The organism is Glutamicibacter protophormiae, assembly GCF_016894325.1.
In the GTDB taxonomy this organism is placed as follows: domain Bacteria; phylum Actinomycetota; class Actinomycetes; order Actinomycetales; family Micrococcaceae; genus Glutamicibacter; species Glutamicibacter protophormiae.
In genome coordinates this window covers 529,682-551,402 of sequence record NZ_CP069806.1, presented here as the reverse complement: position 1 = coordinate 551,402, position 21,721 = coordinate 529,682, and the positions used below count along the sequence as shown (strand labels likewise).

Annotated in this window: 23 protein-coding genes and 1 tRNA gene; 5 read left to right on the top strand and 19 right to left on the bottom strand. The window is 58.8% G+C overall.

Annotation, left to right across the window (positions count from 1 at the left end):
* Positions 1–45 precede the first annotated feature (45 nt).
* From JQN66_RS02755 to JQN66_RS02740, 4 genes are all read left to right on the top strand, one after another.
* Positions 46–2,136, top strand: a complete 2,091-nt coding sequence (locus tag JQN66_RS02755; protein WP_204676567.1) for a prolyl oligopeptidase family serine peptidase — start codon at positions 46–48, stop codon at positions 2,134–2,136.
* A 63-nt stretch (positions 2,137–2,199) separates the two neighbouring features.
* A tRNA-Ser gene (locus JQN66_RS02750) sits at positions 2,200–2,291 on the top strand.
* An 84-nt stretch (positions 2,292–2,375) separates the two neighbouring features.
* A complete protein-coding gene (locus JQN66_RS02745) occupies positions 2,376–3,557 on the top strand; it encodes a tyrosine-type recombinase/integrase (protein ID WP_204676566.1) in 1,182 nt (393 codons plus the stop codon).
* Positions 3,558–3,621: 64 nt separating this feature from the next.
* Positions 3,622–4,416 (top strand): hypothetical protein, encoded by a 795-nt coding sequence (locus JQN66_RS02740; protein WP_204676565.1) that lies wholly within the window; start codon positions 3,622–3,624, stop codon positions 4,414–4,416.
* A 275-nt stretch (positions 4,417–4,691) separates the two neighbouring features.
* Here the strand turns inward: JQN66_RS02740 and JQN66_RS02735 are convergent, their stop codons facing one another.
* From JQN66_RS02735 to JQN66_RS02685, 11 genes are all read right to left on the bottom strand, one after another.
* Entirely contained in the window at positions 4,692–5,444 is a 753-nt protein-coding gene (locus tag JQN66_RS02735) for a helix-turn-helix domain-containing protein (RefSeq protein WP_204676564.1), read from the bottom strand.
* Between the two features lie 134 nt (positions 5,445–5,578).
* Positions 5,579–5,776 carry a hypothetical protein gene (locus tag JQN66_RS02730; protein WP_204676563.1) on the bottom strand — a complete coding sequence of 66 codons (198 nt, stop codon included), beginning with the start codon at positions 5,774–5,776 and terminating at the stop codon, positions 5,579–5,581.
* Complete coding sequence (locus tag JQN66_RS02725; RefSeq protein WP_204676562.1) at positions 5,776–6,669, bottom strand: M15 family metallopeptidase; 894 nt, start codon at positions 6,667–6,669, stop codon at positions 5,776–5,778. Before JQN66_RS02725 ends, JQN66_RS02730 begins: the two co-directional genes overlap by 1 nt.
* A gap of 73 nt (positions 6,670–6,742) precedes the next feature.
* The gene (locus JQN66_RS02720) at positions 6,743–7,045 is read right to left on the bottom strand and encodes a putative phage holin (RefSeq protein ID WP_204676561.1); all 303 of its coding nucleotides are present in this window, start codon (positions 7,043–7,045) and stop codon (positions 6,743–6,745) included.
* The gene (locus tag JQN66_RS02715; RefSeq protein WP_204676560.1) at positions 7,042–7,245 is read right to left on the bottom strand and encodes a DUF7620 family protein; all 204 of its coding nucleotides are present in this window, start codon (positions 7,243–7,245) and stop codon (positions 7,042–7,044) included. Before JQN66_RS02715 ends, JQN66_RS02720 begins: the two co-directional genes overlap by 4 nt.
* Positions 7,242–7,517, bottom strand: a complete 276-nt coding sequence (locus JQN66_RS02710; protein ID WP_204676559.1) for a hypothetical protein — start codon at positions 7,515–7,517, stop codon at positions 7,242–7,244. The genes JQN66_RS02715 and JQN66_RS02710 overlap by 4 nt, the downstream gene beginning before the upstream one ends.
* Positions 7,518–7,625: 108 nt before the next feature.
* Complete coding sequence (locus tag JQN66_RS02705) at positions 7,626–9,713, bottom strand: glycosyl hydrolase family 28-related protein (RefSeq protein WP_204676558.1); 2,088 nt, start codon at positions 9,711–9,713, stop codon at positions 7,626–7,628.
* A 63-nt stretch (positions 9,714–9,776) separates the two neighbouring features.
* Entirely contained in the window at positions 9,777–10,724 is a 948-nt protein-coding gene (locus tag JQN66_RS02700) for a hypothetical protein (protein WP_204676557.1), read from the bottom strand.
* The gene (locus tag JQN66_RS02695) at positions 10,725–11,858 is read right to left on the bottom strand and encodes a Gp37-like protein (RefSeq protein ID WP_204676556.1); all 1,134 of its coding nucleotides are present in this window, start codon (positions 11,856–11,858) and stop codon (positions 10,725–10,727) included.
* A 2-nt stretch (positions 11,859–11,860) separates the two neighbouring features.
* A complete protein-coding gene (locus tag JQN66_RS02690; RefSeq protein ID WP_204676555.1) occupies positions 11,861–12,745 on the bottom strand; it encodes a phage tail family protein in 885 nt (294 codons plus the stop codon).
* Between the two features lie 85 nt (positions 12,746–12,830).
* Positions 12,831–17,228, bottom strand: coding sequence for a phage tail tape measure protein (locus JQN66_RS02685; RefSeq protein WP_204676554.1), 4,398 nt, complete (start codon positions 17,226–17,228; stop codon positions 12,831–12,833).
* Between the two features lie 42 nt (positions 17,229–17,270).
* Between JQN66_RS02685 and JQN66_RS02680 the strand changes: the two genes are divergently transcribed.
* A complete protein-coding gene (locus JQN66_RS02680) occupies positions 17,271–17,492 on the top strand; it encodes a hypothetical protein (RefSeq protein WP_204676553.1) in 222 nt (73 codons plus the stop codon).
* A 275-nt stretch (positions 17,493–17,767) separates the two neighbouring features.
* Here JQN66_RS02680 and JQN66_RS02675 read toward each other — a convergent pair whose 3' ends face one another.
* From JQN66_RS02675 to JQN66_RS02640, 8 genes are all read right to left on the bottom strand, one after another.
* Complete coding sequence (locus JQN66_RS02675) at positions 17,768–18,322, bottom strand: hypothetical protein (RefSeq protein WP_204676552.1); 555 nt, start codon at positions 18,320–18,322, stop codon at positions 17,768–17,770.
* A 91-nt stretch (positions 18,323–18,413) separates the two neighbouring features.
* On the bottom strand, positions 18,414–18,920 hold the full coding sequence (locus JQN66_RS02670; RefSeq protein WP_204676551.1) for a phage tail tube protein: 507 nt from the start codon (positions 18,918–18,920) through the stop codon (positions 18,414–18,416).
* Positions 18,917–19,123: a hypothetical protein gene (locus JQN66_RS02665; protein WP_204676550.1), complete on the bottom strand. Its 207-nt coding sequence runs from the start codon at positions 19,121–19,123 to the stop codon at positions 18,917–18,919. The genes JQN66_RS02670 and JQN66_RS02665 overlap by 4 nt, the downstream gene beginning before the upstream one ends.
* Positions 19,124–19,196: 73 nt before the next feature.
* Positions 19,197–19,556, bottom strand: a complete 360-nt coding sequence (locus tag JQN66_RS02660) for a hypothetical protein (protein ID WP_204676549.1) — start codon at positions 19,554–19,556, stop codon at positions 19,197–19,199.
* Positions 19,557–19,569: 13 nt separating this feature from the next.
* Complete coding sequence (locus JQN66_RS02655) at positions 19,570–19,950, bottom strand: hypothetical protein (protein ID WP_204676548.1); 381 nt, start codon at positions 19,948–19,950, stop codon at positions 19,570–19,572.
* Entirely contained in the window at positions 19,947–20,348 is a 402-nt protein-coding gene (locus JQN66_RS02650; protein ID WP_204676547.1) for a DUF6093 family protein, read from the bottom strand. Before JQN66_RS02650 ends, JQN66_RS02655 begins: the two co-directional genes overlap by 4 nt.
* An 8-nt stretch (positions 20,349–20,356) precedes the next feature.
* Positions 20,357–20,815, bottom strand: a complete 459-nt coding sequence (locus JQN66_RS02645; RefSeq protein WP_204676546.1) for a hypothetical protein — start codon at positions 20,813–20,815, stop codon at positions 20,357–20,359.
* Positions 20,816–20,817: 2 nt separating this feature from the next.
* Complete coding sequence (locus tag JQN66_RS02640; RefSeq protein ID WP_204676545.1) at positions 20,818–21,717, bottom strand: major capsid protein; 900 nt, start codon at positions 21,715–21,717, stop codon at positions 20,818–20,820.
* Positions 21,718–21,721: the final 4 nt, after the last annotated feature.

Here is a 21,721-nt window from a genome sequence, read left to right as displayed (position 1 = left end):
ATTACCCTCCGGCGGCCGCCCCGCACCGCGCCTTAGACTGTGAGCATGACTGACCGCGCCGCCACCGCCGCCCATCTGCCCGACACCTACTCATGGCTGGAGGGAATCCACGACGAAGCCGCCCTGGACTGGGTCCGCCGGCAAACCGAGCGAACCGACGCCGAATTGTGCGATGCCGAGTTCGACGGCACCGTCCACGGCATCAAGACCGTGCTGGATTCCCAGGACCGCATCCCGATGGTCACCAAGCGCGGGAACCACTACTACAACTTCTGGCGAGACGCCGAACACCGCCTGGGCCTGTGGCGCCGCACCACCTGGGATTCCTACCTCAGCGAGTCGCCACGGTGGGAGACCCTGCTGGACCTCGACGCCTACGCCGAGCAGGAAGGCAGGCAGTGGCACTTCGCCGGCTCGCAGCTGCTGCGCCCCGCGCAGGGCGAGCCGCATCGCCGCGCCCTGATCCGGCTCAGCCCCGACGGCGGCGACCAGGTGCGGGTACGCGAGTTCGATCTGGAAACCCTCAGCTTCCCTGAGGACGGATTCGACCTGCCGGTGGCCAAGACCAACGTTTCGTGGATCGATGCGGACACCCTGCTGGTCGGCTCCGCCACCACCGAGGCGAACACTACACGCTCCACCTACGCCAGCACCCTGCGCCGGCTTGCCCGCGGGGCGGATCTGGAAGCCGCCGAGGTCGTCTACGAGGTGGATCTGGGGCACGTGGCCGCCTTCGGCTACTTCGACTCCACCCCGGGATTCGAGCGGATCATCACCACCGATGCCATCGACTTCTACAATTCGCGCACCGGGGTGCTGCACGGCGCGGAGCATCGGACCATCGATGTGCCCACCGATGTGGAGGTCAGCCTGCATCGCGAGTGGCTGCTTCTGGCCCCGCAGACCGACTGGACTCACCAGGACCAGGTGATTCCCGCCGGTTCGCTGGCGCTGGCCAAGCTGGATGCGTTCCTGGAGGACGGTGCGCTGGAGCGGCTGCTGTTCACCCCGGATCCCGCAACCTCGCTGCAGTCGCTGAGCTTCACCGCGAACTTCCTGCTGCTGACGGTCTTGAAGGACGTGGCCGCAGAGGTCCGCGTCATCGATCTGATCAAGAATTTTGATCAGTCGACCCTCCCGCTGGAAGACCCGATGCTCAGCGTCTCGGTGGCAGCAGTGGACGACGAGGATGCCGAGCACCCGGACGATTACTGGATGACCGTTACCGGCTTCACCACCCCGACCACGCTGCTGCGCGGCACCGTGACAGGCGGACAGGGCGTCGTCAAGACCTCGCCCGAACGTTTCGACGCATCGGGCTTCGAAGTCACCCAGCATTTCACCCGGTCCGCCGACGGCACCAGGGTGCCGTATTTCCAGGTATCTGCTCGGGAGATGCCGCTGGACGGGAAGAACCCGGTGCTCATGGACGGATACGGCGGATTCCAGCACAGCATGACTCCCGGCTATGCACCGGCCATGGGCGCCGGCTGGCTCAGCCGCAGCACCGCGGCCGGCCGCCGACCGGTCTACGTCATGGCCAACATCCGCGGCGGCGGAGAATACGGCCCGGACTGGCACCGCGCTGCGCTGCGCGAAAATCGCCACCGCGCTTACGAGGACTTCGCGGCCATCGCCGAGGACCTGGTGGCCCGCGGAGTGACCCAGCGGGCGCATCTGGCGGCTACCGGACGCTCGAACGGCGGGCTGCTCATGGGCAACATGATCACCGGATACCCGCAGCTGTTCGGCGCGATCTCCTGCGGGGTCCCGTTGCTGGACATGCAGCGCTACACCCAGCTGGCTGCCGGCCATTCCTGGATTGCCGAATACGGCGATCCCGAGGTCGCGGAGGATTGGAAGTTCCTGCGAACCTTCTCCCCGGTGCACCGGCTCTCCGACCAGCCGCACGCTAATGACGACTACCCGGCGTCGCTGATCTGGACGACGACCTCGGATGACCGCGTGGGGCCGTCGCAGGCCAGGGTCATGGCGGCCAAGATGATGGATCTGGGTATCGAGAATGTGCGTTACCACGAACCATCCGGTGGCGGCCATGCTGGGTCGACGGACAACGAGTCCACGGCAAAAATGCTGGCGACCAGCTACGAATTCCTGTGGCGCCAAGTCAGGTAGGAGCCTCGTTTTGGAACACGCGCCCATCTTCGGGTAGGCTTAATTCTGCTGGAAACAGCGGATGGACACGTGCCAGAGCGGCCGAATGGACTTCACTGCTAATGAAGGGTCGGGGTTAAACTCGACCGGGGGTTCAAATCCCCCCGTGTCCGCCACGAGAAGCCCGGAAACTCAACTAAGTTTCCGGGCTTCCCCCCATTATCGGCGAAAATCCCCCCAAGGATAGGTAGAGTCGATTCATGGCAAGCGTCGAACCACGCAAAAACAAAGACGGCAAAATCACCAGCTACCGGGTCGAATGGACTGACAAGGGCAAGAGAACCCGCATGTCATTCAAGACTCAGGGTGAAGCCGATAAATGGAAAGCACTACTCGAAGCAGTAGGCGAAGACACCAAGCAGGCAGAGCGCGCATTACTCCGCCAGTCCTCCCAGTCCCCCACATTCGAGGAAGTTGCACGCGGCCACATTGAGCGCCTGATCAACGTCCGCGACTACACCATCAAACGGTACAAGGGCTACATCAAGAACCACTTCGAACCCATCTCGCACCTGCCAGTCGATCAAGTCACCGAAGACGACATGATCCGCTGGATCAAGTACATGCTGAAAAAAGGTTGCTCACCGAAAACCATCGCCAACGTCCACGGATTCATCCATGCCGCGATGAACTCCGCTGTGCGCCGCCGCCTCCGCCCCGACAATCCATGCAACGGCCGGCTACTGCCCAAGGATGACGCGACCGAAGACAAGGCAATGTTCCTAACCATGGAACAGATCAACAAGATCATCGACCACACGCCCCGCTGGCATAAACCAATGTGGCTCCTGCTGATCGGCTCAGGACTGCGCCTGGGCGAAGCAACTGCGCTCACCCCGTCAGACTTCCAGCTGGACGCTGAGATCCCGTCTGTGCGCATCACAAAGTCATTCCAGGAGGTAGAAGACGGTTGGAGCATCGGCGCACCCAAGACAAAGAAAGCACGTAGAACTGTGGCTCTCGCACCGTCCACGGTCGCCGCTATCCGTGAACGCGTAGAGTCCACCAGCGCGGGACAGCGAGTGTTCAGCATCTCCCCGGACACCACGGTATTCCCGCAGCACAGGCAATGGCTGGACGCTTGGTATGGAGCGATAAAACTTGCCAAGGCGGATGAACTTGACCCGCTGAAGATCGAACGCCGGCCAAGGATCCACGACATCCGCCACTCGCACGCATCCATGATGATAGCCGGAGGAATGAACCTGTTCGAGCTGGCAGACCGGTTAGGGCATGAGTCGATCACCACCACCACGAAAACCTATGGGCACCTTGTGCCAGATGCTCACTTCCGTGCTGCTGCAATGGTGGAAACCGCGCTCGCCGGGAAGCCGAAAGAGATTGAGGGTGAAGCGATCATCGATGAGGCAATCGAAGCGTAACTTGTCGCACTGATCATCTACACTCGGTAGTAATCACACACGCAATTCATGAGAAGGAATTCCTATGTCTGAACAGCCAGCCCAGCCGAAGAAGAAAATGAGTTGGAAGAAGATCCTCGTCTGGGTCGGTGGCATCATCGCAGGGTTCATCATCCTTGGTATTGCGATCAACATTGCTGACCCTGAGGGCATGGATGAGATCCGGGCTGAGCAGGAAGCTGAACGTCAGGCGAAGGCATCGGAGAAGGCTTCTGAAGCGGCCGCTAAGGAGTCGGCTAAGGCTGAGGAAGAAGCCGCTAACGCCGAGGCTCAGTCTAAGGCCGACGCTGAGAAGGCTAAGTCTGAGCAGGAAGCCCAGGAGGCGCAGGCTTCTCAGAAGGCCGAGGAAGATAAGCGCGCCGCTGAGGAAGCCAAGGCAGCGGAGGAAGCGCAGAAGGCTGAAGATGAGAAGCGAGCTGCTGAGGAAGCTGCGAAGAATGACCCGTTGCGTTTGATTGCTGAGGCGGCTGATGTTGAGGGGCTTGTGGTGACGCAGAAGGGCGGGCGGATCACTGCTGATTTCCCGATTGCTGACAACATGAGCATGCGTCTTATTCAGCGTGGCGCTCAGAATGACACTATCGATATTTTGCGGGCTGTGAGTGAGCATGCGCCGGCCAAGTACGAAGAAGTCCTGGTTATGGGTGGGATGGATATGCAGGATTCTTATGGTCAGGTGACTGAGGGGCAGAAGGTTTTGCAGGCTGAGTATTCGAAGGAGACTATTGGGAAGATCAATTATGACAATGTTCTTCCGGAGAGTATTTGGGAGTTGCGCGATTTTGGTTTGATTCACAATGTGTTGCGTGAAACTGAGTAGCTTCTAAGTTGAGACAACCGCCCCGCACAAATGCGTGCGGGGCGGGTTTGTTATTCGTCGTCTGTGTTTACTTCGAGTTTGTCCCACCATTCCCGGATTTTGGGGTCTTGGTAGGGGCCTGGGTTTCCGTAGGTGTCCATGCTCTTATTGTGCCTTAACGGCAAATAGACCCCCACTCGTTTTGAGTGGGGGTCTTTTGCTTACTATCACTTGTTTTCTAAGTGATAGTAAGGGAATTCCTTACTATCACTTATTTGGCGGCGCGCTAGTTGTGTCTACGTGGTGTAGCTGGTGGCGATGATCTTGTTCAGTTCTTTGCCGGCTTCGTAGGGGTCGGCTACTTTGGCGCTGACTGTCCATTTTCCGTTATGGAGTAGGTCTGCCATTCCGGTGTTGTCGAAGTCGTCTTTGAATGCGTCTTCCATCATGCCGATGAATGTCCACCAGGTGTCTTGTACGTCGTCGTCGTAGAACTTCTTACCGTTCTTGAGTTGTACGCCTACTTCTTTGATCACTGACCTAAGCTCGTATCTTTGCTTTGGAGTGATTGAGCCTTTGGTGTCATGCGGCAAACTTGTTTGCGCGTGCAACTCTTTTATATCGTTCGAAGATTCATCTTCGGACGTGAAAGACGGTGGATCTAGTTTAGTAGTGGGTCTAGTTATAGGGTCATCTGCTTCATCTGGCGGGGTGCAAATTTCTGCACCCGGTTCGGTGAAAACTAGAACGTAGTGGTTTGCGTAAAAGTTGCCGGTTTTCTTGTTGCGTCGGCGGGTGACTTCGAGTGCCTTGAAGTCTTCGAGCTCTTTGGTGTAGGTGCTAATGGATCGAGGTGTCACCCCGAGGTCTTCGGCTAGCTTCTCCCGGCTTGGGAATGCGGCGCGGGTGGAGTTGTCCGCGTAGGTCATGATCACGCCGTAGAGGCGGACTGCGCCGTGTGAGAGCTTGTCTCCTGCTCGTAGGATCCATCGTGGGATTTGAGCGTAGGGAGTGAACCCTTTTATTTCGAGGGTGCTAACATTGTCCATATCGAGACTCCTTCTTAGTCTTCGGTCGCGCCTCCGAAGTGTTACCAGCACTTGCGGGGGCTTTATCTTTCTATTCTATCGTGTTAACGCAGAAAATCCGCTCACCTCGTGGTATGAGATGAGCGGATTTACTACTATTCGGCTACGTGGTCGCCGGGTTCCTTCGATGGCACGAGCCAGCCGGCGATGATGACGAGCAGGGTGGTTACAGCGCCCTGCACTTCGCCGGGTGCATCGATGCCGAATCCGGTGAGGATCCAGAAAATGATTGTGGTGAGTGCGGCCGCTCCTGCTGCTGCACCGGTCACTGGACCTACAGTACGATTTGCCATTACTTGATTCCCCTGTTCTGTTTGAGGTTGAGGTATTCGATTTCGGCGTTTACGGTCATTGCCTGGCGTTTGCCGTCTGCCTTGCCGTTGTAGAGGCGCTTGCCGTCGTCGCCCTTGGTGTCATAGAGCTTGCGCTGTAGAGCTTTCACGCCCTCGGAGCCCACCACACCGTCGTTGACCCACTTGGTCAGGTCGTAGTAACCCTTGCCGGTACGTGGATCCTTCAGCTCGGACAGCCACGCGAGAAGGTTCTTCCCGAGATCCTTGTCCTTGTAGCCGATGGCTGCCATGAGTTCACGCCATGCAGCGTCCGATTCGGCGGTGTGCTTGTCGGTGACTTTCAACGGTTTCTCGGGCCATGCGCCGGACTTGTCCACCGAAGGCTTCGGCTTGGTGGCGGGCTTGGAAGGCTTACCTGCGGGCTTTACATCGCCACTAAGGCCAGGAAGTTCACCAGCCCGGATCTGGTCAGCTACACGCCCAATCAGCGTGTTACCGCCGGTAAGCTCAACGTGCATATCATCAGGGCGCGACCATTCACCACCCCAGCGGGCGGCATGGGACACGTCCTTCATGATCTGCCGGATCTTCGCCTGATCCGCTGCACTGAAGGTGTTTTTCTTGCCGAGCGGGTGAAGTGGCGCGTTGAAGTCCACGGCGGTTCCGGTCGCGTGTTCGGAGATGACCGATGCGCCACGTACGGGACGGTTTGCGTAGCCCCATGACCAGTCCTTGCGGATGGTTTCAACTTCATCGTTCCATCGTTTGGCGATGTAGTCCAACACTACGTAGTGGTCACCGCCGCGAACCTTGCCGGTGATCCATGGGAAGTTGACGAGATTCTGATTTGAGCCGGACGAGTACACGTCCCAGCCGTTGCGAGAAATAGCCATGACAGCTCCTAGGTATGACGAAGCCCCGCCACACGGACTGTGACGGGGCAAAAATATGGACCAGCCGGTGCGGCTAGTCCTTGTTGTGTTTCTGTTGCTCTCTGAAGATCGTCCAGCCGAGCCAGCCGAGCACACCTATCAGCAACGTGTAGAGGCCGATGTACACCCACGGCCTGCCGGGAAACGCTGGGAAGAACCCAGAGAACGACGCGAGGGTGAGGATCGCCGACATGACCGCCAGCAAGCCCATGAGCACCCGACCAGCAGGAAACCGTGTCCACGTGCCACCCGTCAAACCGTGCCACCCGATCATCACAATCAGCGTTTCCAGTAAGGCAATGGACATGAGAATGCCCGTGAGTGGTTGGATTGTCATGCTGGCCTTCCTCGGAATGCCTTGGTGAGGCCTTCTGAAAAGTGGTTGGTGCGGTTGATTTCGCGGAGTGTTTCCGATTGTTTGGACACTTCGCGTTGCGTTTGTTTGACGGCAGATAACTCGATGTCGGCTTCGATTTTCGCGGCCATCGCTTCCCGTGCTTCCGCTTCGACTTGCTGCCGGCGCTTCCAGAGACTCACGGCGTATCACCAGCCTGGTTCGCTTCCTGAACCGCGGTCATGACCTTCGCCGCAGTTTGAGACACCACCGACTGCTCCCGCACCGTCTCAGCCAACGTGTGAATGATCTCCTGCTTCTTCTGCGCCGTCGATTGCCAGTCATCCCGCGCCTTCACCATCACCTCATAGGTGGACTTCGGCACGATACGACCAGTCAGGATCAACCACACCGCCAGCATGAGCATCCCGGATGGTGTGAGTGCACCTATCGCCGCCCAAGGGATCTGATCCATTCAGCACCGCCTTGGCGGGTTCCGGGTCGGTTTGAAAACATGCGTAGGCATCACACCCACCTCCAAAAAACAGGCGCACCTACCGCCGCCCAAGGGATATTGCCCGTATCAGGTCGCATAGGTCTGTGTCCCTACTTCCGTGACCGTGGAATTCGCGTTGATCGAAACCACGTTCACAAAACCGGTGCCCTGAGTGTTCTCTGCGGTGGCTTTCGTGGTGCCACCGTAGAAATTGAAGAACGTGTTCACACCGCCACCCACCGCCCGGATTCCAGTGTTCCCGCTGGTCTTGACATTGGTGCACCCGGTGATGTTGTATGCCCCGGTGTACGGCGGGGTTGGGACGTTCTTCGTGCGCACCATCTGTGCCGTGATGTTAAGGACGTTCACCGCCGTCAGGTAGCCTGCCACCACTGTTTCCACAAGCGTCGCCTTCGGCAAGTTCAGCACTTCCACGCTCGATGCGCGGATGGCTGAGTGCATGATCTCCTTGCCTTGCATCTCCACGGTGACCACCCCCGAATTGGTGACGTTCACCAGACGGGACACCTTCTCGCCACTAACGCGAATGTCCGCGCTTTCCACACGGTTCATGTCGACAATGGTCGCGCCCTGGTCAAGTGCCGTAGTGCTCCCGGAATGGAAGCCGACTGCCTGCCCCTCGATGGATACGCTCTTCACGGGGGCTCCTGCCTTGCCGGCAACCAGGATCAGTGAACTGGCCAGCTCGTGGTTGGCCCCGTAAGCTCGGAAGTTCTTCACGACGACATCCCCGCAGGCTACCGATCCCAGCGCGGTGTCAGCGACTGGCGAAGCCGAGGCGACACTGGACAGCGGGTAGGTCGTATCGACGGACTCGATACCCAATGCCGCACTGGCTTCAGGCCGGGTGTTGGTGAATGTGTATCCGTCGATCAGCAGGCCTTTGGTGTGGGTGAAGTGCACCCCGCCACGGTAGTTCCCATCCGATCCTGTCGGGCCGGTGTCGGTCACGGAAATATCCCGCAGGACGATCTTGTCGTGCAGCAGATTCGCGATCCGGGAATGCGACCCGATCAGCCGTGGAGCCAGATGCGTGGTGGAGCCGATAATCAGCGGTTCAGACTTGCACCGCTCCATGACCACGTCATAGCACGGCAGGCCATCCCACGCCGTGTCGGCTTCGGGTAGTTCGGCACCAGCGTTCGAGCGTGCCGAGTGATCGATCTGGAACATTTCCACGTAGGCACGCCCTGCCACTTCATACCGCCCGAACCCTGCGCAGTCGAACATGCGCACAGACCGGCAGCCCATGATGTCAGCAGGGTGCCCGCTAGTGCCCAACGCCTCGGTGAAGGTCACGTGGTCGAAGGTAAGCCGGTCCACGTGATGGAACACGTTTGAGCAACCGCGCCCCGTGGAGAAATCACCCTGGAATTTGATGTTCCGCAAGGTGATATCAGAACCACCTGACCCATAGCCGGCTGCTCCGCCGCTGTAGGAGCAGAACATGATATAGCCCGAGCCGCCCGTGTGCCGGAAGGTGGAAAAGTTCAAGTCCACGGTCGTGTCGCTGTGAATGCGAACAAGCTTGCCCCGGAAATCGCCGGCTGGAAGTGCGGTAACGGTACAGCCGCCGAACGAGGACTTGTCTCTGGCCGCTTCCATCGCCGCGTTGAACGCTGCCGAGTCATCGGTGACTCCGTCGCCTACCGCCCCAAAGTCACGCACGTTCACGAACAGTTCGCCACGACGAGCATAGTTCTCGTCCATTGCCTGACGTGGAAGCGAGCCTGGGGTGTTAACCATTTCTGCGACCGCGTCGGCGGCTGGAATGTCCACCATGTTCGCGGCCCGCTCGGCGGCTTCCCGCGCCTCGGTGGCCTCCTGCCGGGAGATGCCTGCCTCCGTCGCTGACGCAGCCGAGCTGTCCGACGCGGCCAAGGCCAAGTCACGCAACCCGGTAAAAGACTGTTCCAGCCCGACCAGTTCACCGGCAGACCAGCCGATTTGGTCCAGCGGAGCATAGAACATTCCAATGAATCCCTTGTCGTTCGTGGACAAAGGATTCAGCAGGGTAAGCCCCTCGGAATCCGTCAAAGGTAGCGGGGTGCGTGCTGGGTCGTTCGGGTCAAAAATCAGTACATCAGCATTCAGTGCAACATTCGACGGGTTGCCCGGGTCGATCGCGAAAAGTCCCTGATATGGGTACGACACAGTGCCTCCTCCTTAAACTAAGGAAGGACCCCGAACGAGGGGTCCTTAAGTGTGGTTGGTTTCCTAAACGTGGTAGGTCGCGGCAATGGAGTAGTCACGACCTTTGAGGATGCGCTCGTTGGGTGACACCCACGTGAGATCTACATTTCCGGTCGTTCCGATAGCTGCTGCGAGCCCCACACCTGATGCCCCAGAATGGCCCCCGGACAGCATCCGAGGTCGGGCCGGGACCGGCAGCGTGAGCACGTGAACGTTCGGGATGTTGCCGTTCACCGGCACCTCAAGCTCGCCCCCGGTGCGGTAAAACTTTGCGTACAGCTGACATAGCCCGTCGCGGACCGAGTACTTGATTTCCGCGCCAGAACCGCCCCACCCTGATGCGAACCCCGTTGTGACCGTGACGATGCCGGTGTCCCCGCGTTGCCCGTACTTCTGCCATGCGGCCGTGTCGTTTGATGCCGGGACATACTGCCACAGTGCACCGTTGATATTAACTTCCGTGCCCAGTGAAGTCAGGTATGAACGCACCATGTCATGCAACGCGTACAGCTGCCCTCCATTGCGTCCCCACACGCGCAGGTCGATGATCTCCGGGATGCTCGCCGAACCAGCCTGCACACGCACCAGTGCGATTGGCTGGTCATCGGTAATGCCTGGAGTGGCAAGACGGCCGGCTGGAATTGCTTTGGCGCTGGTTCCCTTGATGATGACCAGTTCTGACGGGCCTCCGTTCGCTGGACCCCACGAACGCCGGATGGCGACAAGATCGTACCTGGCGCCGGTAGTCACCGCATCGAGCTGGATCACTGCGGCCGCGTCGGAAATATCCATGACCCCGCGCCCCCAGGCAAGGCCTGCGGCGATGCTGATCATGCGGGTGCCGGCGGACTGGGTGACGGCGAAGTCACCAGCCTTGTCGATGCCGTATTCGTACCCTCCAACTTTGGAGACCATGGACGCCCACTGGGCTTCGTCTACGGTGCCGTCGTAACCCACGGAAGTGATAGCCATTTACTTACCTGCTTTCAAAGTTCGAAGTTGCTTGCCGAGGTTGGCGATGCGTTGCACCATCTTCAAGGTGGGGTCGGGGTTCTCGTCGCCAACCTGCTGACTGATGACCACGCCTTGATCTTTGGTCCATGTCAGTGGTGCTTCCCGCAGCACGTCTTCGATGACCAGCCCGGGCCCGACTTCAAGGGAGACCTTGTCCCCGACGTGCAGGCCCTTAGTGCCTCCGTATTTGAGGTGCTTGGATTCCTGCAGGCTCACGGACAGGCCGAGGGCTGGCCCGTTGACGGCAAGGTATTCTTGCCCGGCCTTGTCCAGCTCCGAGCTATCGGTTGTTTCCAGGCCGTCGGTGTAGTGCTCACGGATCCGGCGGGTACCGGACTCGATGGCCGTGTTGGTGACTTGCCGGAAGGCGCGTAGCTCGCGGGCACCGGAACCGCCGACCAGCACACGGGAGGCCTTGGCCGGGTGCTTCGCCCAGGCCCAGTCGATCACCGAGCCGGAGGTCTCCGTCAGCGTGCGCCCCCACACCGTAGGCACGTACGCCTCCACCCGGTAGCCTGCCGCAGCTTGGACTACGCGCAGGCCGAGGCCCGCGGCTTCCAGCTTCTCCAACAACACGTCCGCCAAAGAGGTGAACCGCGCTTCGATCGTGATCGTTGCCCCACGACCCATCGACGGTTCCACCTCGACTGGAAGGCCGAGGCGGGCGCAGTTCGCGGCGATCAGGTTCTTCGCCACCGTCTCCGCCGGCCCAGTCGCCCGGTAGAAACCCTGGTCTCCGCCTTGCGAGCCGATGCCACCGGTGGGGTTGGGCCAAGCGAGGATGTCGTAGAGCAGGTTGAAGTACCCGTCCACCTGCACGGTCAGCTGCGCCGAATGCGCGGGTCCGAAACCACGTACGGAACCGACCCAGCCGGAGAGTAATTCCGCCCCGCGGTGCTCAATCAGGATCCGCGGCCCCACCGTGTTGTCAGCGTCCACGAGCTTCCCGGCCATGCGGTGGCTGGCCGGAAGGGTGATCGACCCGGTGCCGGCCAGCATGTGCCGGGGGGTCGCGGTCATCTCGGTTGGTGCACCGATTTCACCGAGGCGTTTGAAGTTTTTGTCCAGCACGAAAATCCGTGGAATGTCCATGCTCACCATGCCCTCAAATAGCGCGGGTTGATCGTGACCTTCACCGTGCCCGTCCCCGACAGGGACAGATCCAGCGGCCGGGACTCCCCCGGCGGGATGGGCGCGAAGTCCCACGACGCAAGCTGGGAGTACATGTCCACCGCGTCATCGGCCACACCACCCTCAGGAAGCGGGGTGCCGAGCAGCACCTCGCGCTTGGTCGGGTCAGAGTCGATGTAGAGGCGTTGTCCTTCGGGGATGACAAAGTTACCGATGACCTGCCGGCCACCGACCCCGACCGCGAACGAGGTTACTTGCCCCTCGATCTCCCAGACCGGCCACGCGTCCACACTGCCCTCGTTCGTCATGGTCGCCGAATCAAGTGCGGCGGCGGACATGATGTTGAAGACCGGAGCCTTGGCCGGCCCGTTGAAGAACTGCACCGGCTCCGAAGTGCCCCACGATTGGGAGACCGGTTCGCCATACCAGAACGGGTCGTACGCGGTCAGGTACACCTCGTACTGTTGCCAGCCGTACAGGGTCGGCATGTACTCCATGCTGTGATCCCCATCGGAGACCACCCGCAACCGCATGGTGCGGACGCTACCCTCGGGGGTTTCCACCGTCCAGACACCTTCACGATCTGGGTGCATGCCATCCCAGAAATCCCGGTCATGTTTGATCCACGCTTCGGCGGACGTGTCGTTGAAGACCGTGATCGGCCAGAACACTTCCCGTTCACTCGCTCGCCAGCCCTGGTAGGTTGACCCGTGCAGGGCTGGCGACGAAAGGGAGTGGTGTGTGATCGGCGGCAACGTGAACCCGCGGACACCAGGACGCAACTTCACGCCCGACTGCCCACACAGTTGCCACGCGTCACCCTTGTAGTCTGTCCACGTGATCTTCATGGACTCCCACGGATTGGAAGGCGCCGGTACCGGTAGCGGTGGTGTGGCGTACACGAGGCCGAGCACACAACCACCCCCTCTCTATTTAGTTGATTCCGTACGCGGCCATCTTGTCCCCCACCCGGGTGGAGGTCTGATTAGCTACGTCCTTCGCGTACTCGTATGCAAGGCCCGGTTTCGCGTCGATATGGTAATGGTTTTCCGTGGTGCGAGGCTGTTGAGCCTGCGCATAACGGGAAACCTCATACGACGGCGGAACGGTGAGAGCCGGCGGGGACATGAGCTTTTCTGCCGCTGACTGGACGTCGCCAACCTTCGACAAGATGCCCAGCTCCGCGCCTTCGCCCACGTTGATGCCCGCCGCTTTCATCACCCGCGAGGGAGACTTGATCCCAAGAGATTTCTTGAACGCTCCCTCAGCTGATTTGCCGAGCTTGTAGAACGCCCCGTCAACCTTCTTCTGCTGGGATTCAAGACCCTTCACGAGGCCTTCAGCTGCGTCGATACCGCCCTTGTACATGGCGTTGGTGACTGATTCACCCGCGTCTGCCGCGTACTTGTCCATGGACTTGTACGCCGAGTTGAACGCGTTCTTCTCAGCCCCCGTTGCGGACAAGAGGATGTCAGCGAGTTCGGTACCGCCGTCGATGCCGTAGGACACGACTTCTTCGATGATCGCTGCCGAGTAGCCCTTCTTACGAAGCTTCTCGACCTTGACCCCGAACGCCTTCATCTGACCGGCGCGAGCCTGCACGGAGCCGAGTAGCGACTTCGCAGTGGTCTTCTTGAACGACGACGCGTTCACCGTGTCCAACGAGTCCTGCAACGAGAATCCGCCCCGCACAGTCGAAGCGACGTTGTTCTTCACTGACAACAGTTCGTCCCGCTTGTTCGTCGCCTTGTCCAGCGACGACGCGAGCTTGTCGGACTGCTTCTCCAAGCGGAGCAATTCGGATTCTGTCTTGTACGCGAGCGACCGCAGGCGGCCACGCTGAGTCTTCGACAGGTCCTTGTTGAACGACTGCTCAAACAAACGGTCAACCACGGACATGCCCGATCCGCTAGTGAACGAGTCGGTAATGTCGCCGCGCTTCAAGTCCCGTCGCAGATCGAACCGGGCCTCCGAAAGTCGGCCCTGTCGTTCCCGCTCAGCCTTACGAGCTTCCTCCGCCTTCTTCTTGGCTTCCTTGGCCGCTTTTTCCGAAGCTTTCGTTGAAGCCTTGACGGCTTTCAATTCCTTCTTCGCGGCGTCCAGTTCATCCTTGAGATCCAGCTTGCGGTTACGGTTTTTCTTGTCCCCGGGCATTCGGGAATACTGACGCTGAAGACGCTCCACCTTCTTCTCAGCCCGCCCGACAGCACCACCAGTAGCGAACGCGGGCGCTTGACCGTTACGAGCCATAGCACGCAACCGTTCAACTGAACCGTGACCGCCCAGCCCACGAACCTCACGCGCACTAAGTACGTGCTCATTCGTAGACAACCACGCCGGAATCGAATCCGAAGTCTCAGTACCAGGACCAAACACCGAACCACCCGAAGCACGAGTAATACCACCACGACCACCAGGACCAGTAGTCTCGTGAGTTTCCTTGGTCGTCACCACACGCGTATGAATCGTTGAATAACGATCACGAGCCGCAGCATCCAACTTCGAAATAGCGTCACGCGTCTCGGCATCAGCAAAGATCGTTACATCTTTACCCTTGATCCCGTCGATCTTGCCCTGTGTGCTATACACGGTCCCGTCATCACCGACGTAAACAGGAACGTCCTTGCCGTTGATGCTCGCAATACCCGCCTGAACCTGAGCGACCGTGCCATCCTCAGTAACGAAAATGTACTCAGTCTTACCCGTCACCTCATTGATACGAGACTGCACCTGACCAGCAGTACCATCCTCAGAGACAGCAATGCCGACCTTCTTATAACCAGGAATCGCCTCAATCGCATCAGCAGTACCCTCAGCGATCTCCCGTGCAGTCTCCTCCATCCACGTCTTCACATTCACGCCCGGAGGGATAGACAACAGCGACCGGACAAGTTCCTCAGAACCGCCAGTCGCTTTCATCATCGCGTCATACGTCGTCTGCATCGTGGACTGAATCTCACCAGCAGAAGCGCCACCACGGGCCTGAGCATCGATCAGCGATTCCATGTCCGCGGCAACACCGATCAGCGCTTCACGGTTCTCCATCGCGGCCTTCGAGTTACCCTCGAACTTCTTACCGTTCTCACCAACCGACTTATTCAAAGCCGACAGCGAGGTGGTCAGAGCGTCCTCAGCCTCAATCGTTGTCCGCGTCTCCCGCCCAAGTTCAAACAAGCTAGCGAGAATATCGTCCAGTGAAGCCGCGACTTCCTCGGCCTCAGCACCTACACCGCCAAGAGCACCAGCCAGCACGTCAGAACCAGCAGCAGCAACCTTCGATTCGGCCTCTACCCGATTCAAAGCATCCGCGTACTGCGGGAACAGGTAGGCCGATTCCTCAGCTTCAACACCGGCAGACTGAAGCTTTTCCTGAATCGCATTCATAGCCTGAGCAGCGCCATCAGCGTTGCCAGAATTGACTAAGTTCGCCAGCTCGGCGTCGATACCGCCGAAAGCTTCCTCGGCGATCTTTACCGTGCCCTTGATCCCGGTCATTGAGTTAACAATTCCCTGACCCCATCGGTCAAACTTCTGCCCGGCACCATCCGAGAACAGCTCGTAAATGGCATCATCAATGCCTTGGATGCTTTGGGTTAGGCCTTCCCCATCTCGACCCTTGAACATCTGATCGAGAGCGGTCGCAGCTTCGGGGCCGCGACTAATGATGTCCTGCAACCCGTCAGCGACATGCCCGGTGCCTTCGATGATGTTGCCGGTGTAGGACATTTCGGCGAGCTTGCCGATGCCCACACCAACCGCCAAGATGCCCGCGGCGACAGTCGCACCCTTGGCGAGGCTAGCCATGCCGGACTTGGCCTTGCTCAGCCCAGCCTCAGCCTTACTGCCAGCCGGGAACAAGTCATTCAGTGCATCTCGGGTATCGCGGATCTTCGGCAGGACAGTGATAAGCCCTCCGCCGACCAGCGCGGCGGTGCCCGCTAGGCCACCAATGACAGCCCCAGCGCCGAGGATCGGGGCTGGGATCCTGCCGATAGCGTCGACAACGCTCTCAGCCGTCTGCACCAGACCGCGCAACGCATCGTTCGCCGCGCCGCCGGACTGGATGAAGACGGTATCGAACGCGCCGCCCAGCTTCTCAAGATCGCCGGCAAGGTTGTTCTGCATGATCGCCGCAGTATCAGCGGCATAACCAGCATCGTTGACCTGATCGATCCACTTCTGAACACCCTCAGCACCCTGCTCGAACAGCACAGTCGAAGCGCGCACAGCATCGGAACCGAACATGATCCCCATTGCCGCATTCCTGGCTTCAGGGGTCAGGCCAGCCATCTTCGTCTGCAACTGGCCAGCAAAGTCAGCCAAGCCCACGAACTCACCGTTCGCGTCATACGCAGAAATACCCAACGCGTCGAACTGCTTCTGAGCTTCCTTCGACTGCGGCGTAAGGCGCTGCAACATCGTCTTGAACGACGTACCCGCATCGGAACCCAACAGGCCGGCAGACGCGAACGCAGTCAGACCACCAACGGTTTCTTCAATGGTCAGGCCAGTAGAAGCAGCCACAAGGCCCGACTGATTCAGGGCCATGCCGAGGTCTTCAACGCCACCCTGCGCCTTACCAGCACCAGCCGCCAGAAGGTCAGCAAGGTGTGGGATTTGATCACCGGACAGCTTGAACTGCGTCATCGCCGAGCTAGCGATTTCAGCGGCCTTGCCAACCTCAAGCTCGCCAGCAGCAGCCAACGACAGCGCACCGTTCAAACCGCCGTTGAGAACATCGGTAACGCTCACACCAGCCTTGGCTAGCTCCTCGATGCCCTGCGCAGCCTCAACAGCCGAGAACGCCGTATCAGCGCCAGCATCAATAGCGGCCTGACGCAGCAACCCCATGTTCTGCTCAGTCTCATGCGTAGCCGCCTGAACCGACGACATCTGCTTATCAAAGTCCGCGAACTTCTTCACAGCCAAACCAGTGCCAGCAACCATTAGCCCGCCAGCGACGGTCATCCCTTGTCCAACGGTTTGCCAAGATTCAGCCAGCTTGTCAGCGTGCTCAGACGCATAACGAGCCTGATCGCTAACCTCTTTCAACCCAAGCTTTGCCGCTTGCGTTTTCGAAACCGTCCGCCCGAAAGCATCAGTCAACTTGCCAGTAGAGTCATACAAATAACCCTGCTGATTTGCCGCACGATGTGCCGCTTTGCCAGTAGACAAGAACGCCGCATGGGCCTTCTTCGCCTCGGTATCCATGACCGGGCCGTAACGCTTAGCGCCGGCAGCCAGATCATTCAGTGCCTTAGCGCCAGTGCGAGCGCCAGCCACTAAGCCTTTTACATCTGCGGTGACTTCAAGCTTGACGGTACGAGTCATGGAGGCTCCTTAAAAGCAGAAACCCCCGATAGGATCGGAGGCATGAGTAAATTCGTCTCGAAAAAAGGTCACAATGCGCGCATCACCGGACTGGCGATGCTCGTATTCGGAATCGCGTTCGCTCTGGCAGGCGGATACGGTGAAGGCCAAACCCTCATGAGCATCAGCGTCGTTGTAGCGCTGGCCGGGTTCATCACATTCATCGTCGGCATCGGGCTCGGCCGTGAGAAGCCGAAGGAATCAACGGTGAGCGCCGATAAGTAGGGCCCTGTTATACGGCCTCTTATCCCACTGCCCATCGCCCTCCATGTACCGCATGATCGCCGTCGTCTTATGGCATCGAGTCGGAGGATCCACTTTGAATGCCATCTCATTTTCGGGATCCAAACATTCAGATTTCGGCCCGCCACACAATGGGCAAAGCATCGTGTCCTCGTACATCTTGAGGGCGAGCATCTTATCCTGCTCGCCCTCAGACCACTCCGAACCCTCACCATCCCAGCCGAGAAAACGCCGATGCGAGATCCCTAGCTGCCGGGCTACTTCGACTTCGCGGCGGAAGCCTGGATCTTCTTGTATCCGGCTGGCGAAAAAGGGACGAACTGCTTGCCGGAGTTCAGCAACGACAACGCCTCAACGAAATCGCCCCACTGCCCATCGGTCAGATCACCACTGATTTCATCCCAGTTATCCGTGGTGAACTCGACAACTTCTCCGCCCTGGGTCACTTCAACGACGCAACCTTCGGCCTTCATCGCCGCGTCGAAAAGCTTCTCGGAATCAAAGCCGTACTGCTCGTCAAGATCGTTGTCTTTGCGTGGAGGATTGTCTGTCTTCAGCTGATCCCACACATGGCGTGGAAGCCCGCGCAGGGTAAACACGAGCGTGCTTTCTTCCTGCTCTGCGTACAGCTCGCCCTGACGAGTCTCTAAGCGAGTGATCGGGCTATTCAGCCGAGCATCAGCGATCTTCGCCCGACGAGCTTCCTGCAACTCCGCCAAGACCTTCTCGTACTCCGCAGTCAGGTCGCCATCCAAGCAGACCGAGACGGTGCGGGTCGGACGCTTGATCTCAAACTTCTTCTTCTCAGCCAACGTAGGCTCCTAAAAACTATTGGGACAGGTAACAAGGGTTTAGAACCTGCCCCGCGCCACACCCTGTCAAGATGGCACGGGACAGGAAGAACTAAGCCACCAGCTTGGAAGTCACCGTACGACCAGTGATGAACTGCTTCTGCTGGGTCTTCAACACCGAGTTAGCTTCAGGCGGCAGATCGTTGTGCAGGCCAGCCTTGATCGGCGAGAAAGTCCACGTCTGATCAGCAGCCGGAGCAGTATCCCACGCAATGCCACGACGAACCGCGATCACATGAGTCGAATAAGGCACCAGGGTTTCCTTGGCCTTGTTATCGGTCGCCTCGTTCGGAGCATTCGTGTTGTCAATGTACGTGGTTTCTAGCCCACGCTGAGCACGGCCCGGCTGCTCGAAAGTCTCAGTCGAGCACAGGCGCTCATCAGCAATGACCTGCTGATCCAACGACGGATTGTAACCATCACCAGTCAAGTAGCAGGAAATGTCAACCACACCAGCACCGGTCAGCGATGCGACAGGCACAGCTTCCAGATCGGCAATAGCTGGCACAACGAGCACGCAGACATTACCGTCTGCCGGGGTCGATGGAATTTCGCTCACTTGGAGCCCTCCTTCTTTTCTGCCGCCGACGACGGCTTAGAAGTCACACCTTTTGATGCGACGTAGTATTTCGGACGCATCGGATACGGAACGACACGACCTTCACGAACAGGGGTAAAAATTCCAGCCTTGATCCGCCAGTCCGTTTCTGGAACGTCGAACTCATGACCGGTGTCCTTGTCTTTGACGCGCACAAACGCCATGACAGAACCGCCTTTCGAGCATGAAAAAAGACCCCATGCGAACATGAGGTCTTACGAAAAATGGTTTATACAGTTAGGACATGACACGCCACTCTTGCTTAGTGAACAACGGATGCGCACCACCAGTGAGGGTCACGTCAAGGTCAGGTTCAATACCGATCCGGTTCGGAATCTCTTCCAACCGTTGCCCGCCCACACGAGCGCCCTCAAGCACCTGCTGGCACTGCTCAGCGATAATCCCCACCGACGTATCGTTCAACCCCGCAATGGTCAGTAACCACCGATTCGTGCGCGCATGAACAGTACGATTCAACGACCGCTCAGACGCATACGGGATCACGCGAGTCACCAACACATACGGGAAAGTAGGGTTAGCCGGCACAGTTCCCTTATGAACCGGCGCCTTGCTCGGCAAGGTGGCAAGCAAAGCCATGAACTCAGAATGACTACTCAAGCGCATCACCCCACCCATCCACAACCCTGCCAAGCTCACGCTCAAGGTTCGGAGTCTCGGCAGCTAATGGGCCTTCGAGGTCACCGTAGCCACCGCCACGAGAACCACCGAAATACCAAAGGTTTCCTAGTCCACCGCCACGCCTACCCTTGTCGGGTCCGATCTCGTAGCCCAAGGAGCCAATGCCACCGATACGGTCATAAGAAATCGCGTTGCGAAGACCTTGCCAAGACGTACCCTCAACTTGGCTTTGCAGGTCTTCCTTGATGTTTTGAGCACCCTTTTTCATGACAGGCTCAATATCATCAACGGCTTTGCCGGCCACCTTGCCAAGATCCGCAGCGAACTTCCTCAACTCGTCTGCGCCGCTCACGAGATCACCAACTCAGCATTCCAACGGTCAGCGGTGTTGAATGACCTGAGATCCGGCTCTGTCAGACGCAATACTCGACCAACCAAATCCGAGTTGCGAGACTCAGCAATCATCACCTGAGTGCCAGAACCGAACCCCGCTTTAGCGTTTGACCCGATAGGGAAATGAACCTGATAAGTGACCACAAGATACTTGTGCCCACCCGCCGAAGGCTCATTGCCCTGCGCCTGATCTGAGTTAATTTTGCAAGGCCCGTCATACCGAACCTCAACAACCTCAGTCACCTCACCAGTCACCGGGTCAGTAGCTTCCCCAACAACCTCAGTGACCCGCGCCCTGTCAGTCATCAACATTTCAGCACGACGTTGACCCCGACGAGTAGCTACCGCAGCACGCATCAAGCCTCCTAATACCAGGGGAAGAACACGTTCGGCGTATCAGTAGGAACCCACCCACCAGTGTTCGGCGGGCACTCGCCACGAGTCGTAGAGATAGTGCTCAAACCACCAAACGTGGAACCACCAAGATGCGACAACATACGCTTCTCAGTGGCCGTCAGATAAGCGCCAGCCTCATCAACCTTGAACGAACCAGACCAGTCATCGATGCCTTCACGGGTCATGCCCTCACGGTTATCGAACACACGGCCAGCACAATACAAGGTGACCATGGCAGCGTTTTCATCAACGGTTAGAAGCTCACCGTCTGGGTTTAGCCACGTTCGCCCCGTCTCAGTACGAACCAGAGCCGAAGCAATACGCAAGCACTGTTCAGCGCGCCGATATTCAGCAGTGTTAGCTTCAATCGGCGCGCCAATCCAGTCAGCGAGTTCCTGCACCGTCGCTAATGCAACCGGCGCAGCCATGGCTACGGGGTTACTTCGGTCAGCGACACCGAGACAGCACGGTTCTTGTCCAGAGTGGTCGCACCGTAGAAGGTGTCAACCACAGACTGGTCTTCGAGCTGGATCGGGTTGTAGTGCTGGATCCAACGCAGAGCGTAACCATCCTGCGCCACGGTAGCCGACTTCGCAGCACCCTCAGGCTGACGCGATGGGCGGGTCACGTGAGCAAAGGCGTCACGGTGGTACGCGATACCGAAATCAGCCGGCAGAGCTGGATCAGCAACGATGGTGAACCCGAACAGGCGACCGATAGTCGCGTTGCGCAGGACCTCCGAAGTGCCAGACTCGTTGACCTTCTGCAACTGCGGCAGGGACAGGATCGCAGCTTCAATGTCCGCGCCGACAGCGAAGAAACGCTGATCGGATGGGATGTGACGCTCGTTGAGCACCTGGCGGGCCTTGATCAGCACCTGCATGATGTTCGAGCCATCAGGGTCCACGGTAGGGATCTTCGCATCGGTGACGATTGCGGACATCTGAGCGACCAGCGGTACAGCCAGCTTGTCCACCACGGACTCGGCCTGAGGAATCAGAACCTGCTTCGTCAGATCAGTCAGGGTGAAAGTTGCCCAGTCATCCGGCAGGCGGACAGCGTTGTAGATCTGGGTATCCAGCTTGACCGGGAACCAAGTCTGCTCGATGTCGTTGAACTGAATCGCATCACGAGCGGAACGGTTCGCCGGGGTGTAATCATGCGCATCACCAGCGCTGATCGGACCCAGCACGTTGACGGTCTGACCACGACCAGCGACGAACTCCTGAGAGAAGTCCTGACGAACGGTGCGAGGCAGGTTAGTCAGCCAGCGCAGCGAGGACAAGGTAGCCTTCGCGGCCTGCTCTGGAGTGTAAAGAGTATGTGCCATTACC

Bases quoted from the DNA above. Each gene is read 5' to 3' on its own strand.
- JQN66_RS02755 (WP_204676567.1), top strand. From the start codon at position 46: ATGACTGACCGCGCCGCCACCGCCGCCCATCTGCCCGACACCTACTCA.
- JQN66_RS02745 (WP_204676566.1), top strand. From the start codon at position 2,376: ATGGCAAGCGTCGAACCACGCAAAAACAAAGACGGCAAAATCACCAGC.
- JQN66_RS02740 (WP_204676565.1), top strand. From the start codon at position 3,622: ATGTCTGAACAGCCAGCCCAGCCGAAGAAGAAAATGAGTTGGAAGAAG.
- JQN66_RS02735 (WP_204676564.1), bottom strand. From the start codon at position 5,444: ATGGACAATGTTAGCACCCTCGAAATAAAAGGGTTCACTCCCTACGCT.
- JQN66_RS02730 (WP_204676563.1), bottom strand. From the start codon at position 5,776: ATGGCAAATCGTACTGTAGGTCCAGTGACCGGTGCAGCAGCAGGAGCG.
- JQN66_RS02725 (WP_204676562.1), bottom strand. From the start codon at position 6,669: ATGGCTATTTCTCGCAACGGCTGGGACGTGTACTCGTCCGGCTCAAAT.
- JQN66_RS02720 (WP_204676561.1), bottom strand. From the start codon at position 7,045: ATGACAATCCAACCACTCACGGGCATTCTCATGTCCATTGCCTTACTG.
- JQN66_RS02710 (WP_204676559.1), bottom strand. From the start codon at position 7,517: ATGGATCAGATCCCTTGGGCGGCGATAGGTGCACTCACACCATCCGGG.
- JQN66_RS02700 (WP_204676557.1), bottom strand. From the start codon at position 10,724: ATGGCTATCACTTCCGTGGGTTACGACGGCACCGTAGACGAAGCCCAG.
- JQN66_RS02695 (WP_204676556.1), bottom strand. From the start codon at position 11,858: ATGGACATTCCACGGATTTTCGTGCTGGACAAAAACTTCAAACGCCTC.
- JQN66_RS02690 (WP_204676555.1), bottom strand. From the start codon at position 12,745: ATGAAGATCACGTGGACAGACTACAAGGGTGACGCGTGGCAACTGTGT.
- JQN66_RS02685 (WP_204676554.1), bottom strand. From the start codon at position 17,228: ATGACTCGTACCGTCAAGCTTGAAGTCACCGCAGATGTAAAAGGCTTA.
- JQN66_RS02680 (WP_204676553.1), top strand. From the start codon at position 17,271: ATGAGTAAATTCGTCTCGAAAAAAGGTCACAATGCGCGCATCACCGGA.
- JQN66_RS02665 (WP_204676550.1), bottom strand. From the start codon at position 19,123: ATGGCGTTTGTGCGCGTCAAAGACAAGGACACCGGTCATGAGTTCGAC.
- JQN66_RS02660 (WP_204676549.1), bottom strand. From the start codon at position 19,556: ATGGCTTTGCTTGCCACCTTGCCGAGCAAGGCGCCGGTTCATAAGGGA.
- JQN66_RS02650 (WP_204676547.1), bottom strand. From the start codon at position 20,348: ATGCGTGCTGCGGTAGCTACTCGTCGGGGTCAACGTCGTGCTGAAATG.
- JQN66_RS02645 (WP_204676546.1), bottom strand. From the start codon at position 20,815: ATGGCTGCGCCGGTTGCATTAGCGACGGTGCAGGAACTCGCTGACTGG.
- JQN66_RS02640 (WP_204676545.1), bottom strand. From the start codon at position 21,717: ATGGCACATACTCTTTACACTCCAGAGCAGGCCGCGAAGGCTACCTTG.